Raw genomic sequence first — 14,737 nt, 5'->3', positions numbered from 1 at the left:
ATGGAGACAGCCCATGAGCGAGAACGCCACGCCCGCCATCCTGACCGGCCAGCCCCTCGAGAAACTCGACGACTACGCCTCGGTGATGGAAGTCTTTCACGCCTCGGTGGAGCGCTTCGGCGACAAGCCGGCCTTCAGCTGCATGGGGCGGGTGTTGAGCTACGCCGAGCTCGATCGCCTCTCCGGGCACTTCGCGGCCTGGCTGCAGCAGGAGACCGACCTCGAGCCCGGCGATCGCATCGCCATCCAGCTGCCCAACGTGCTGCAGTTCCCGGTGGCGGTGTTCGGCGCCCTGCGGGCCGGCCTCGTGGTGGTCAACACCAACCCGCTCTACACCGAGCGCGAGATGGCGCACCAGTTCAAGGATGCCGAGGTGCGCGCCATCGTCATCCTGGCCAACATGGCCGCCAAGCTTGAGCACATTATCGAGCAGACCAAGATCGAGCAGGTGGTGGTCACCGAGCTCGGCGACCTGCACCCCTTCCCCAAGCGCCCGCTGATCAACAGCGTGGTCAAGTACGTCAAGAAGCTGGTGCCGGCCTTCTCGCTGCCCGGCGCCACGCCCTTCCGTCGGGCGCTGGCGATGGGCAGCCGCCAGTCGCACCGCGAGGTGAGCCGCGCGCCCGACGACATCGCCGCCCTGCAGTACACCGGCGGCACCACGGGGCTCGCCAAGGGCGCCATGCTGACCCACCGCAACCTGGTGGCCAACATGCTGCAGGCCCGCCAGGCGATCGGCCCGGCCCTGGGCGAGGGGGTGGAGACCATCATCGCGCCGCTGCCCGTCTATCACATCTACACCTTCACGGTGAACTGCCTGTTCATGATGGAGACCGGCAACCACTCGGTGCTGATCCCCAATCCCCGCGACCTCGACGGTTTCGTCAAGACGCTCAAGCAGGTGCCCTTCACCGGCTTCATTGGCCTCAATACCCTGTTCAACGCGCTGTGCAACCGCGAGGACTTTCGTGGGCTCGACTTCTCGCGGCTGCACCTGACCATCTCCGGCGGCATGGCCCTGACCCGCGCCTCGGCGAGTCGCTGGGAGGAGGTCACCGGCTGCCAGGTGGCCGAGGGCTACGGACTGACCGAGACCTCGCCGATCGTCAGCTTCAACCCCGTTGACGCCATCCAGCTGGGCACCATCGGCAAGCCGGTGGCCGGTACCGAGGTGAAGGTGCTGGACGCCGACGGCCGGGACGCCTCCTTCGATACCGCCGGGGAGCTCTGCGTGCGCGGTCCCCAGGTGATGAAGGGCTACTGGCGCCGCGACGACGAGACCGCGCGGTCGATCGACGACCAGGGCTGGTTCCACACCGGCGACATCGCCGTGCTGCAGCCGGACGGCTACATCCGCATCGTCGATCGCAAGAAGGACATGATCCTGGTGTCGGGCTTCAACGTGTACCCCAACGAGATCGAGGACGTCGTGGCCGCCCATCCCGGGGTGGTGGAGTCGGCGGCGGTGGGGGTGCCGGACGAGACCAGCGGCGAGGCCATCAAGCTGTTCGTGGTGGCCCGCGACGAGAGCCTCGATGCCGAGACCCTGCGCACCTGGTGCCGCAAGGAGCTCGCCGGCTACAAGGTGCCGAGATTCGTGGAGTTCCGCGACGAGCTGCCCAAGACGAACGTGGGCAAGGTGCTGCGTCGCCAGCTGCGTGACGAGGAGCAGGAGAGCGCGGGGGCGTGATGCCGGCAGCCCGCGCTGCCCAAGACGCTGTCACGTGCAGCAAGGTAGTGCGCCGCCAGCTGCGCGACGAGGAGCAGGAGAGTGCAGGGGCGTGATGCCGCCAGCTCGCGCTGCCCAAGACGCTGTCACGTGCAGCAAGGTAGTGCGCCGCCAGCTGCGCGACGAGGAGCAGGAGAGTGCGGGGGCGTGATGCCGCCAGTCCGCCCTGCCCAAGACGCTGTCACGTGCAGCAAGGTGCAGCGTCGCCAGCTGCACGACGAGGAGGGCCGTGTGCCTGCCGAAACGGGCCCCGATTAGGCGCGGTCGAGGCCGCGACGTTATAATGCGGGCCCGCCTGGGATGCCCGGGCGGGCCCCTTTTTTTCGCTGACCGTGACCCGGAGCCGACCGTCGATACCGTGACCACCGAGACCCGCCAGCCCCCCGCCGCGAAGGCCGAGGACGCCGCCGAGCTAGACGCCCTGACCCGTGACCTCGATGACGTCATGCGCCGCGACGTCGTCGGCCTCGAGAGACGCCTGCGCGGCCTGCGCCGCCGCCTGAAGGAAGGCAAGCCCGTCGATCGCGGCCTCGCCGAGGTGCGCCGCGCCGTGGAACGCTCGCGCGGCCTCGTCGAGCGGCGCAGGGCGCGCCCGGTCACCCTCGACTACCCGGCCGAGCTGCCGGTGGCGGAGCGCCGCGAGGACATCCTCGCCGCGCTCGAGGAGCACCAGGTGGTGGTGGTCGCCGGCGAGACCGGCTCGGGCAAGACCACCCAGCTGCCCAAGCTTTGTCTGGAACTGGGACTGGGGCGCCGCGGGCTGATCGGCCACACCCAGCCGCGGCGCCTGGCGGCGCGTTCGGTGGCCACGCGCCTGGCCGAGGAGCTGTCGGTGCCGCTGGGCGAGCAGGTCGGCTACCAGGTGCGCTTCACCGACCAGAGCAGCGACGAGACCCTGGTCAAGCTGATGACCGACGGCATCCTGCTCGCCGAGACCCGCCACGATCCCGACCTCAGCCGCTACGAGGCGATCATCATCGACGAGGCCCACGAGCGCAGCCTCAACATCGACTTCCTGCTCGGCTACCTCAAGCGCCTCACCGCCCGCCGTCCCGACCTCAAGGTGATCATCACCTCGGCGACCATCGACGTCGAGCGCTTCGCCGCGCACTTCGGCCGCCGCGACGCCGAGGGCCACGACGTGCCGGCGCCGGTGGTCGAGGTCTCCGGGCGCACCTACCCGGTGGAGGTGCGCTACCGTCCCCTGGTGCGCGATGACGACGACGAGGAGGATCGCACCCTGCAGGAGGGGATCCTCCACGCCGTGGAGGAGATCGAACGGGTCGAACGCGAGAAGGGCTGGTTCCACGGGCCGCGGGACATCCTGGTGTTCCTGCCCGGCGAGCGCGAGATCCGCGAGACGGCCGACACCCTGCGCCGGGCCGACCTGCGCGGCACCGAGATCCTGCCGCTCTATGCGCGGCTCTCCAACGCCGAGCAGAACCGCGTCTTCGCCTCCCACGCGGGGCGGCGCATCGTGCTCTCCACCAACGTCGCCGAGACCTCGCTGACGGTGCCGGGCATCCGCTACGTCATCGACCCGGGCCTGGTGCGCATCAGCCGCTACAGCTACAAGGCCAAGATCCAGCGCCTGCCGGTGGAGCCGGTCAGCCAGGCCAGCGCCAACCAGCGCAAGGGGCGCTGCGGCCGGGTGGCCGAGGGCCTGTGCATCCGCCTCTATGACGAGGAGGACTTCCTCGCCCGTCCCGAATTCACCGACCCCGAGATCCGCCGCACCAACCTGGCCTCGGTGATCCTCTCGATGCTCTCGCTGAAGCTCGGCGACATCGCGGCCTTCCCCTTCGTCGACCCGCCGGATTCGCGCTTCATCACCGACGGCTTCCGGCTGCTCTTCGAGCTGGGCGCGGTCGACGCGGGCAATCACCTGACTCCGCTGGGGCGCAAGCTGGCGCGGCTGCCCATCGATCCGCGCCTGGCGCGCATGGTGCTGGCCGGTGCCGAGCAGGGGGGGCTGCGCGAGGTGCTGATCGTGGTCGCCGGCCTGGCGGTCCAGGATCCCCGCGACCGCCCGGCCGACAAGCGCCAGGCCGCCGACCAGGCCCATCGCCGCTGGCACGACCCGGACTCCGACTTCGTCGCGCTGCTCAACCTCTGGCACGGCTTCGAGGCCGCCCGGGAGGAGCTCTCCGGCAACCGGCTGCGTCGCTGGTGCAAGGATCACTACCTCAACTACCTGCGCCTGCGCGAGTGGCACGACACCTTCCGCCAGCTGCGCCAGCTGCTGCGCGACATGGAGATCGAGGTGCCGCCGCCTCCGGCGCCGGTCGAGGCGCCGGAGCAGGACGACGAGAAGGCGCGACGGGAGGCCGGTCGCAAGCGCGCGGCGGCCCTGCACCAGGCGCTGCTCACCGGGCTGCTCTCCAATATCGGCCTGCTCACCGAGAACCGCGAGTACCTGGGGGCGCGCAACCGCAAGTTCGTCGTCCATCCGGGCTCGGGGCTCGCCAAGAAGTCGCCCAAGTGGCTGATGGCCTTCGAGCTGGTGGAAACGACCAAGCTCTTCGCCCGCACCGCGGCGCGGATCGAGCCCCAGTGGATCGAGCCGCTGGCCGGCCACCTGGTGAAGCGCTCCTACGCCGAGCCCCACTGGGAGATGAAGCGCGCCCAGGTGGTGGCCACCGAGCAGGTCACGCTGTTCGGCCTGCCCATCGTCACCGGGCGCCGGGTCCACTTCGGGCCGATCGACCCTGTGGCGTCCCGGGAGCTCTTCATCCGCCGCGCGCTGGTCGAGGGGGAGTTCAAGACCCGCGGCGACTTCTTCGCCCACAACCGGGCGCTGGTCGAGGAGGTCGAGGACCTCGAGGACCGTGCCCGCAAGCGCGACATCCTGGTCGACGAGGAGACCCTCTTCGCCTTCTACGACGAGCGGATTCCCGCCGAGATCGTCAACGGCAAGGGCTTCGAGGCCTGGCGCAAGAAGGCCGAGGCCGAGGACCCCGACATCCTCAAGTTCGACCGCGCGGCCCTGCTGGCCCGCGAGGCCGGCGAGGTCACCCAGGCCGACTACCCCGACGAGCTCACCCTCAACGGCGTGCGCTACCCGCTCTCCTACCACTTCGAGCCCGGCGCCCCGGACGACGGCGTGACGCTCACCGTGCCGGCCGCCATGCTGCCCCAGCTGCCCCTGGCGCGGCTGGAGTGGCTGGTGCCGGGGCTGTTGCGCGAGAAGTGCATCGCCCTGATGAAGTCGCTGCCCAAGGCGATCCGCCGCCAGGTGGTGCCGATCCCCGACTGGGTGGACGCGGCCCTGGAGGCGATGACCCCGGACGACATCCCGCTCACCGAGGCGCTGGGCGAGTTCTTGCGCCGCAAGACCGGCGTGCGCCTGCACCCCGACGACTGGAACCTCGAGGCCCTCGAGCCCCATCTGGTGATGAACCTGCGGGTGGTCGACCATCAGGGCGAGACCCTGGGCCAGGGGCGCGACGCCCGCGCGCTGGAGCGTCGCTTCGAGGCGGCCGCGGGGGAGGGCGCTCGGGCCCTGGCCGAGCAGGCGAGCGACGCGGGCGAGCTTTCCGCCCTGCCCGAGACGCCGCTGCCCGAGTCGAGGGTCACCACCCAGGCCGGCATCCGGGTGGAGGCCTATCCCGCCCTGGTGCCCGCCAAGGAGGCCTTCCGGGTCGAGCTGTTCGACCATCCCGACAAGGCCCGCGAGGCCCATCGCGACGGCGTGGTGCGGGCCGCCATGGAACAGCGGCCCGACCAGGCCCGCGCCATCGAGCGGCTGAAGGGGCTGTCCACCTGTGCGCTGCTGTTCGCCAAGGTGGGCAGCAAGCGCGTGCTGATCGATGACGTGGTGGCGGCGGTCTTTCGCCAGGTGGTGGCCGTCGACCCGCTGCCGCGCTCCCAAGGCGAGCTTCAGGCGCGGCTGGAGGCCACCGGCGACGCTCTGCTGCCCCGCGCCGAGGCCCTGGTGGCGACCCTCGAGCAGGCGCTCCAGGGTCACCTGGCGGTGACCAAGGCGCTCAAGGGCAACCTGAACCTGGCCCTGGCGCTGGTGTACAGTGACCTCAAGGCGCAGATGCAGCGCCTGGTGCACCCCGGCTTCGTCAGCGAGGCCGGCGAGTGGCTCGAGGAGTATCCCCGCTACATGGAGGCGGCGCTGATCCGCCTGGAGAAGGCGCCCCGGGAGCGCATGCGCGACCAGATGCACATGCAGGAGGTCCAGGACTTCGAGGCCCGCCTGGCGGCCCGCCGCGAGAGCGAGCGGCGCGGCGGGGTGGAGGACCCGGCGCTGGTGGCGTTCGCCTGGTGGATCGAGGAGCTGCGCGTCTCGCTCTTCGCCCAGCAGCTGGGTACGAAGCTCCCGGTCTCCACCAAGCGCCTCGAGAAACGCTGGGCCGAACTCACAGGGAGAAGCGCATGACCCAGGCAGTGATCACCGGCACGGGGCTCTATACCCCGGAGCACGCCATCGACAACGCGGCCCTGGTGGCCGCCTTCAATGCCTGGGTGGACGCCGAGAACGCGCGCCATGCCGAGGCCATCGCCGCCGGGGAGCGGGAGGCGCTGCTGCACTCCAGCACCGAGTTCATCGTCAAGGCGTCGGGCATCCACAGCCGCTACGTGATGGACGCCGAGGGCATCCTCGACCCCGAGCGCATGCGCCCGCGGCTCGCCCCGCGCGGCAACGACGAGCCTTCCCACCAGTGCGAGATGGGCCTGGCCGCGGCCCGCCAGGCGCTGGACGCGGCGGGCGTGGCGGCCGGGGAGATCGACCTGGTGATCGTCGCCTGCTCCAACCTGGAGCGCCCCTACCCGGCGGTGGCCGTGGAGCTGCAGGCGGCGCTGGGCGCCGGCGGCTACGCCTTCGACATGAACGTCGCCTGCAGCTCGGCGACCTTCGCCATCGAGACCGCTGCCAACGCCATCCGCGCCGGCAGCGTGCGGCGCGCCCTGATCGTCGATCCCGAGATCTGCTCGGCCCACCTCAACTTCCGCGACCGCGACAGCCACTTCATCTTCGGCGATGCCTGCACCGCCCTGGTGCTGGAGAGCGACGAGGTGGCGACGGCCGAGGAGCGCTTCGAGATCCTTGGCACCCGGCTCGTCACGCGCTTCTCCAACGCCATCCGCAACAACGCCGGCTTCCTCGATCGCGTCACCGACAGCGACCCGCTCGCCACCGACCGGCTCTTCGTGCAGGAGGGACGCCGCGTCTTCAAGGAGGTCTGCCCGCTGGTGGCGGCGCTGATCACCGATCACCTGGCGAGCCTGGAACTCGCCGGCGAGGACCTGGCCCGGCTGTGGCTCCACCAGGCCAACCGCCACATGAACGACCTCATCGCCCGGCGCGTGCTGGGCCACGCCCCGGAGCCGGATCAGGCGCCGATCATCCTCGATCGCTACGCCAACACCAGCTCGGCCGGTTCGATCATCGCCTTCCACCTGCACCGTCACGACCTCGCGCCGGACGCGCTCGGGGTGGTCTGTTCCTTCGGCGCGGGCTACAGTGCCGGCAGCGTGGTGGTGCGTCGCCAGTGAGCGTCAAGACAGTAACCGCAGGGAGGCGATAGTGCCCGATGAACGGACCTGAGATGAGAGGGAAGATGAGAGGCGTGATGACTCGGTGGGCGGGGCGCGGTGCCCTGCTGGTGTCGCTGGCGCTGCTGGCCGGCTGCGCCAGCAGCGGCGATATGCGCGAGCGCCATCCCGACGACCCCTGGGAAGGCTTCAACCGCAAGGTCTTCGCCTTCAACGACGTGGTCGACCGCTACGCGCTGAAGCCGGTTGCCCGGGGCTATCGCTTCATCACCCCGGATCCGGTGGAGACGGGCGTGGGCAACTTCTTCTCCAACCTCGGCGAGATCCGCACCACCCTGAACAGCCTGCTGCAGGGCAAGGGCACCAACGCCGGCGTCGCCACCGGGCGCTTCCTGATCAACACCACCGTCGGCATCGGCGGGCTGTTCGACGTCGCCACGCGGATGGACATCACCGGCCGCGAGGAGGACTTCGGCCAGACCCTGGGCGCCTGGGGATGGGAAGAGTCTCGCTATCTGGTGCTGCCGCTGCTGGGGCCGAGCACCCTGCGCGACACCGCAGGGCTCCCGGCGGACGCGTACACCTACCCGCTCACCTACGTGGAAGACGACACGGTCCGCTACGGATTGCGCGCCCTCCAGATCATCGATACCCGGGCCGGGCTGCTCGACCAGGAGGCGCTGATCAGCGGCGATCGCTACAGCTTCATCCGCGATGCCTATCTGCAGCAGCGTCGCTTCGAGGTCAACGATGGGCAGCTGGAGGAGGATCCCTTCGCCAGCGACGAGTTCGACTTCGATGGGGCGGATTTCGACGACGCCTTCGCCGAATGAGGCCATGACCGCATGCCACCAGCCAAGCAACTGATCGGAGTGATCGACGTCCCGGGGCCGGAGCGCGACGCCCTGGCGCGGACCATCGCCCGTGACGACCTGGCGGTGTACGCCGCCTCCGGCATCGAGGAGCTGCCGCCGGAGACGGCGCTGATCGTCGCCCATGCGCGGGCGGTGTCCCGCGCCGACTGGGAGCGCCTGGCCGAGCGGCTGCCGACCCTGGTGGTCAGCGACGATCGCCAGGACGCCGACCTGCTGAAGGCGGTGGAGGCGGGGCTGGTGGACTACATCATCGATCCGCTGCGCCACGGCTCGCTCCTGCGGCGCATGATCGTCAAGGCCATCGAGGTGCACCGGCTGGCCGCCGAGCGGGAGCGCGACCGGGCGCGGCTGGCCCACCTCAACGAGAACCTCGAGGAGCTCAACGAGAGCCTGGAGACCCACCTGGCGATGCTGCGCCTCGACCAGCAGGCCGGCGGCCAGATCCAGCGCAAGCTGCTGCCGCCCCGGCCCCAGACCCTGCAGGGCGTGACCTTCGACTACTGGCTGGCGCCCTCGCTCTACCTCTCCGGCGACTTCCTCGATTTCCAGGCCTTCGACGAGCGCTACAGCCTGTTCTACTTCGCCGACGTCTCCGGTCACGGGGCCTCCTCGGCCTTCGTCACCGTGCTGCTGAAATATCTCTCCAATCGCTGGCAGCAGGAGTGGGACGGCGAGCATCCCGAGCGGCTGGCGCCGCGCTGGCTGGCGGCGCTCAATCGCGAGCTGCTGGATGCCGGCATCGGCAAGCACGCGACCCTGTTCGTCGGGGTGATTGACCACCGGCGCCGTTATCTCCACTATTCCCTCGGCGCACAGCTCCCCATGCCGCTGCTGGTGGCCGAGGGCGAGGTGCAGGCGCTGCCCGGCGAGGGGATGCCGGTCGGCCTCTTCCCCGGGGTCGACTACCCGAGCCTGGGCTGTCCGCTGCCGGAGAACTTTCGGCTGTGGCTCTGTTCGGATGGGATACTGGAGTGCCTGCCCGGGGAGACCCTGGAGGGGCGGCTCAGGGAGCTCGAGCGGCGGGTCCTCGCCAGTGCGACGCTGGAAGACCTGCGCGGCAGCCTTGCACTGGAGCATCTGGCCGACGATGATGAAATTGTGGCCCAGAGCGCTCCCGGTCATGAGGAGCTGCCGGACGACCTGACGATCATGGTGTTGAGCGGATTTGGCAATGATAAATCATGAGGGCCGCATCAAGGCAGCGTTTGCATCGGGGGTCTTCGTCCTCAAGCTCTGCGGGGACGTGCGCCTGACCCTCTGCGCGACCCTGGACCGCCAGGCCCAGCAGCTTGCCGAGACGCCGGGGCTCGAGACGCTGATCATCGACCTGAGAGACACCACCAACGTGGATTCCACCGCCCTGGGCTTTCTCGCCAAGGTGGCCATGGCGGTGCAGGGCCGGGTCAGCGAGCCGCCGACCATCATCGCCGACAACCCCGACGTCCAGCGCATGCTCGACGTCATGGGCTTCTCGCGCATCTTCACCCTGGTGGACTCGCCGATCACCGAGGCCCGTGAGCTTCATGACCTGCCCGAGATCCCCACCGACGTGGAGGAGACCCGCCAGCGGGTGCTCGAGGCGCATCGCATCCTGATGCGCCTCAACGAGCACAATCGCGAGGAGTTCCAGCCGCTGGTGGAGATGCTCGAGGCCCAGCAGGCTACTTCCCACGGCTCCTAGGCCCGCCTGATCGCGCCCGGCGCCGATGCTCGGCGTCGGGCGCGTCGTGCTGTTTTGCCAAGCCCGCCTTCCGGGCCCCGCTCCCTGCCCTGGGACGCCTGCGGGGCCCGGCGCGTCTCCCGCGAGATGCGCCTACCCCTGACGCAGCTCTGCCAGCAGCGCCTCCAGCTTGCGCTGGTCGGCCATGAACTTGCGGATGCCCTCGGCGAGCTTCTCGGTGGCCATGGCATCCTCGTTCATCGCCCAGCGGAACTCGGCCTCGTCCAGCGGCTCCGGCGCGTGAGTCTCGGCGTCCAGCGGCGTCAGCCGGCGCGTCAGCGTGCCGCTCGTGCCGGCCAGCTCCTCCAGCAGCGCCGGGGAGATGGTCAGCCGGTCGCAGCCCGACAGGGCGAGGATCTCGCCGCTGTTGCGGAAGCTGGCGCCCATCACGACGGTCTCGTAGCCGTGGCCCTTGAAGTGCTCGTAGATGCGCTTCACCGACTGCACGCCCGGATCGCGGTCGCCCTCGAAGTCGGCCTCGGGATCCTGGGCCTTGTGCCAGTCGAGGATACGCCCGACGAAGGGCGAGACCAGGGTCACGCCGGCATCGGCGCAGACCTGTGCCTGGGCGAAGCTGAACAGCAGGGTGAGGTTGGTGTGGATGCCCTCGCGCTCGAGGATCCGGGCGGCGCGGATCCCCTCCCAGGTGGCCGCGACCTTGATCAGGATCCGCTCGGGGCCGACCCCGTGGCGGCCGTAGCGCTCGATCAGCGCCCGGGCCCGGGCCAGGGTGGCGTCGGTGTCGAAGGAGAGCCGCGCGCTGACCTCGGTGGAGACGTAGCCGGGCACCAGGGCGCTGATCTCGCTGCCGATCTCGACGGCCACGCTGTCCAGGGCGTCGTCGACGTCGGTGGCGTGGCGGGCGATCTCGGCCAGCCGCGCGCGGCGTCCCTCGTGCTGGGCCGCCTGGAGGATCAGCGAGGGGTTGGTGGTGGCGTCGGTGGGCTGGAAGCGGCGAATCGCCTCGAGATCGCCGGTGTCGGCCACCACGGTGGTCATGGTCTTGAGTTGTGAAAGCAGGTCGTCTGCCATGGTGGGGATCCCTCCGGTTGTCATGGCGTTCACTCTAGCAAGGCAGCCGGGCCGATTATAGGCGGTCGGGCCAGCGAGCGGCTTTTGGGTTATCATTAGCCCTCTATCTTTTATCCGCTATCCACTACCTTCTCTGTCAAGAGCCCTGTGGGAGGCGCCTTGTTGACCCTGAATCCCCGGCGCGTGGCCCTGCTGGTCGCCGCCAACACCGCCTTGGCCCCCTTCGCCATCGATGCCTACCTGCCCGCCATGCCGGCCCTGGCCGAGGCCGTGGGCGCGAGCATTCACCACACCGAACTCTCGATCAGCACCTTCCTGGCCGGCTTCGCCCTCGGCCAGCTCACCGGCGGCCCGCTCTCCGACCGGCTGGGCCGCAAGCCGGTGCTGCTCAGCGGCCTGGTGATCTTCCTGCTGGCGAGCCTGATGCTGACCACGGTGGGCAGCCTCGGCGAGCTGCTCGCCTGGCGGCTGGTGCAGGCGCTGGGCGGCGGCGCCTGCGTGGTCAACTCCGCGGCCATCGTGCGCGACTGCTTCCAGGGCCGCGAGGCGGCCAAGGTGATGTCGACCATGGCGATGATCATGATGCTGGCGCCGCTGGCGGCGCCGGCGGTGGGCAGCGGGCTGCTCTACCTCGCCGACTGGTGGCTGATCTTCGTCTTCCTGGCGGTCTATGCGGCCTTTCTGCTCTGGCTGATGGGCACCAAGCTGCCCGAGACCCGCGCGCCGGACGCCCCCGCGGCCTCGCCGCGCCAGGTGCTGCGCAACTACGCCAGCGTGCTGCGCCATCGCGAGGGCATGGGCTACGTGCTCGCCGTGGCCGCGACCTTCGCCGGCATGTTCGCCTTCATCACCGCCTCGCCGTTTCTCTACATCAGCCACTACGGCGTGTCGCCGGCGATCTATCCAGTGGTCTTCGGCGCCAACGTGGTGGTCATGGCGGCGTCGAACCGCCTGAACATCCGCCTGCTGCGCCGCCGCAGCCCGCAGCAGAACATGCGTCTCGGCCTCGGCGTCCAGCTCGGTGTGGCCTGCTGCCTGACCCTGCTGGTGGCCTCCGGGCAGGATTCGCTCGTCACCGTGGTGCCGCTGATCATGCTGTTCATGGGCATGGTCGGCCTGATCACCCCCAACGCCATCGCCTCGCTGCTCGAGCACTTCAGCCACATGAGTGCCACCGCCACGGCGCTGCTGGGCAGCATCCAGTTCACCTGCGGGGCGCTCGCCGGGGTGGTGGTGAGCGGCTTCGAGATCGACAGCGCCTGGCCCATGGTGCTGACCATGCTGGCGGTGTCGCTGGCCGGCAACCTGGCCTTGCGCGGGCTCGTGGGGCGCGCCGGCCGGGAGGTCGCGCCCGCCGCCTGAGCGGCCGGCAGGGCGGGGATTGCGCTGTCGCCGCCGGTTGTCATGAAGCTGTCACTTTCCTGGGGCATCGTGTGTGTCGCGAAGGATGAATCCCTTTCTCGACAGGAGATCGCTCCATGAACCGCATCCTCAAGACCACCGCCATCGCCGCCGCCGTGATCGGTGTGGCCGGTGTCGCCCAGGCCCGCGAGCAGGCTCGCATCGTCGGCTCCAGCACCGTCTACCCGTTCGCCAGCTACGTGGCCGAGGAGTTCGGTGCCACCACCGAGTACCCGACGCCGGTCATCGAATCCACCGGCTCCGGTGGTGGGCTGCGTCTGTTCTGCAATGGGGTCGGTGACGACACGCCGGACATCACCAACGCCTCGCGCCGCATGAAGCCCTCCGAGTTCGAGCGCTGCGAGGAGAACGGTGTCACCGACATCACCGAGGCCTTCATCGGTTACGACGGCATCGCCTTCGCCCAGTCCAACGCCAACGAGGCGATGGACGTCACCCGCGAGCAGATCTTCCTGGCTCTCGCCGCCAAGGTGCCGGTCGACGGCGAGCTGGTCGACAACCCCTACACCCAGTGGAGCGAGATCGACGACGCCCTGCCGGCGCGCGAGATCGCCGTCTACGGCCCGCCCACCACCTCCGGCACCCGTGACGCCTTCGAGGAGCTGGTGATGGAAGCCGCCTCCGAGGAGATGGACGCCTACGGCGGCGAGGGCTACACCGACATCCGTACCGACGGCGCCTTCATCGACGCCGGCGAGAACGACAACCTGATCGTTCAGCGCCTGGCCGAGAACACCGAGGCCTTCGGCATCTTCGGCTACTCCTTCCTCGAGGAGAACGCCGATACCCTGACCGGTTCCAACATCGACGGCGTCGCCCCGACCCCGGATGCCATCGGCAGCGGCGAGTACCCGGTGTCGCGCTCGATGTTCTTCTACATCAAGAATCAGCACGCCGACGAGGTGCCGGCCATGTACGCCTACGCCGACCTGTTCATGAGCGAGCAGATGATCGGTGATCTAGGCTACCTCAAGGGCATCGGCCTGATCCCGGCGCCCGCCGAGATGCGCGAGGAAGCGCGCCAGGACGTCGAGAACCGCGAGACCCTCGAACTGGCCGATCTGAAGTAACGCCGGCGCGAGTCGTTTCACCCGGCCGGCAGCTCAGGGCTGCCGGCCGGCTCACGTTTCGACGGACCGGGCCGATCTGCCCCGTCCGCGAATGAACTCCTTCGAGAGACACCTATGCAGACCAATCAGATACTCGCCATGTTCGGCGGCGCCCTGCTGCTGCTGGGTCTGATAGCCTTCTTCCTCGGGCGTGCCAAGGCGTCTCGGGTGCGGGCCGGTGGTACCGCGATGCAGGCCCAGCCCGACCAGTACGCCTGGTTCGCCGTGCTGTCGACGGCGGGACCGGCGCTGGTGCTCAGCGCCGTGGGCGGCTTCACGCTGCTGCTGCTCGGGGCCGAGATCCCCACCCTCTACCTGCTCGTCGGCAGCCTGCTCGTGGCCTGCCTCGGGCTCGCCGTCGGCGTGCTGATGGTGCGCCCCGATTTCCACGCGCGCCAGGCCATCGAGCGGGTGATCCGCTTCGTGCTGGCCGGCGCCGCGCTGATCTCCATCTTCACCACCCTGGGCATCCTGGTCTCGATCATCGGCGAGGCGCTGCGCTTCTTCCAGATGCAGAACTTCTGGGACTTCATCACCGGGACCACCTGGAACCCGGGCGCCAGCTTCCTCGAGGCCGCCGGTCGCGCCGAGGAGGGCGCCAGCGCCGCCCAGTTCGGCTCGGTGCCGCTGTTCGCCGGCACCTTCATGATCACCGCCGTGGCGATGCTGGTGGCGATTCCCATCGGCCTGCTGGCGGCCATCTACATGGCCGAGTTCGCCCCCACCCGCGTGCGCACCGTGGCCAAGCCGGTGCTCGAGGTCCTGGCCGGCATCCCCACCGTGGTCTACGGCTTCTTCGCCGCCATCACCGTGGCGCCGATCATCGTCAGCGTGGCCGGCTTCTTCGGGCTCGAGGCCTCCTTCAACAACGCGCTGGCGCCCGGCATCGTGATGGGCATCATGATCATCCCGTTCATCTCGTCACTCTCCGACGACGTGATCACCTCGGTCCCCGACAGCATGCGCCAGGGCTCGCTGGCGCTGGGCATGACCAAGGGCGAGACCATCCGCGACGTGGTGATCCCGGCGGCCCTGCCGGGGATCATCTCCGCCTCGCTGCTGGCGGTCTCCCGGGCGCTGGGCGAGACCATGATCGTGGTGATGGCCGCCGGCATGCGGCCCAACCTGACCGCCAACCCGCTGGAGGACATGACCACCGTGACGGTACGCATCGTGGCCGCCCTGACCGGCGACCAGGAGTTCGCCAGCGCCGAGACCCTCTCCGCCTTCGCGCTGGGGCTGGTGCTCTTCGTGGTGACCCTGAGCCTGAACCTGGTCTCGGTGATCATGATTCGCCGTTTCCGCGAGAAGTACCGGGTCAACAACCTGTAACGCCGAGGACACG

General features: G+C 69.5%; 10 protein-coding genes. 9 read left to right on the top strand and 1 reads right to left on the bottom strand.

What is annotated here, in order from left to right; translation table 11 throughout:
- The first annotated feature begins 13 nt into the window (after nucleotides 1-13).
- From C9F13_RS02570 to C9F13_RS02545, 6 genes are all read left to right on the top strand, one after another.
- Nucleotides 14-1,690, top strand: a complete 1,677-nt coding sequence (locus C9F13_RS02570) for an AMP-binding protein (protein ID WP_108444666.1) — start codon at nucleotides 14-16, stop codon at nucleotides 1,688-1,690.
- 484 nt (nucleotides 1,691-2,174) lie between these two features.
- On the top strand, nucleotides 2,175-6,116 hold the full coding sequence (gene hrpA, locus C9F13_RS02565) for an ATP-dependent RNA helicase HrpA (protein ID WP_245888715.1): 3,942 nt from the start codon (nucleotides 2,175-2,177) through the stop codon (nucleotides 6,114-6,116).
- On the top strand, nucleotides 6,113-7,234 hold the full coding sequence (locus tag C9F13_RS02560) for a beta-ketoacyl-ACP synthase III (protein ID WP_108444664.1): 1,122 nt from the start codon (nucleotides 6,113-6,115) through the stop codon (nucleotides 7,232-7,234). The genes hrpA and C9F13_RS02560 overlap by 4 nt, the downstream gene beginning before the upstream one ends.
- A gap of 77 nt (nucleotides 7,235-7,311) precedes the next feature.
- Nucleotides 7,312-8,067 (top strand): MlaA family lipoprotein, encoded by a 756-nt coding sequence (locus C9F13_RS02555; RefSeq protein WP_245888684.1) that lies wholly within the window; start codon nucleotides 7,312-7,314, stop codon nucleotides 8,065-8,067.
- 12 nt (nucleotides 8,068-8,079) lie between these two features.
- A complete protein-coding gene (locus C9F13_RS02550; protein ID WP_108444662.1) occupies nucleotides 8,080-9,294 on the top strand; it encodes a PP2C family protein-serine/threonine phosphatase in 1,215 nt (404 codons plus the stop codon).
- Nucleotides 9,281-9,790, top strand: coding sequence for an STAS domain-containing protein (locus C9F13_RS02545; RefSeq protein WP_108444661.1), 510 nt, complete (start codon nucleotides 9,281-9,283; stop codon nucleotides 9,788-9,790). The genes C9F13_RS02550 and C9F13_RS02545 overlap by 14 nt, the downstream gene beginning before the upstream one ends.
- Nucleotides 9,791-9,922: 132 nt before the next feature.
- On the opposite strand, the gene tal is transcribed toward C9F13_RS02545, so the two are convergent.
- On the bottom strand, nucleotides 9,923-10,861 hold the full coding sequence (gene tal / locus C9F13_RS02540) for a transaldolase (RefSeq protein WP_108444660.1): 939 nt from the start codon (nucleotides 10,859-10,861) through the stop codon (nucleotides 9,923-9,925).
- 162 nt (nucleotides 10,862-11,023) lie between these two features.
- Between tal and C9F13_RS02535 the strand changes: the two genes are divergently transcribed.
- The 3 genes from C9F13_RS02535 (at nucleotide 11,024) to pstC (ending at nucleotide 14,724) form a co-directional block, all read left to right on the top strand.
- Nucleotides 11,024-12,223, top strand: a complete 1,200-nt coding sequence (locus C9F13_RS02535) for a Bcr/CflA family multidrug efflux MFS transporter (RefSeq protein WP_108444659.1) — start codon at nucleotides 11,024-11,026, stop codon at nucleotides 12,221-12,223.
- A 116-nt stretch (nucleotides 12,224-12,339) separates the two neighbouring features.
- Nucleotides 12,340-13,353 (top strand): substrate-binding domain-containing protein, encoded by a 1,014-nt coding sequence (locus tag C9F13_RS02530; RefSeq protein ID WP_108444658.1) that lies wholly within the window; start codon nucleotides 12,340-12,342, stop codon nucleotides 13,351-13,353.
- 114 nt (nucleotides 13,354-13,467) lie between these two features.
- The gene (pstC, locus tag C9F13_RS02525; RefSeq protein ID WP_108444657.1) at nucleotides 13,468-14,724 is read left to right on the top strand and encodes a phosphate ABC transporter permease subunit PstC; all 1,257 of its coding nucleotides are present in this window, start codon (nucleotides 13,468-13,470) and stop codon (nucleotides 14,722-14,724) included.
- The last annotated feature ends 13 nt before the right edge of the window (nucleotides 14,725-14,737 follow it).

It is taken from the genome of Halomonas denitrificans, assembly GCF_003056305.1.
Lineage (GTDB): Bacteria > Pseudomonadota > Gammaproteobacteria > Pseudomonadales > Halomonadaceae > Halomonas > Halomonas denitrificans.
This window is presented reverse-complemented; position numbering and strand designations above follow the sequence as displayed.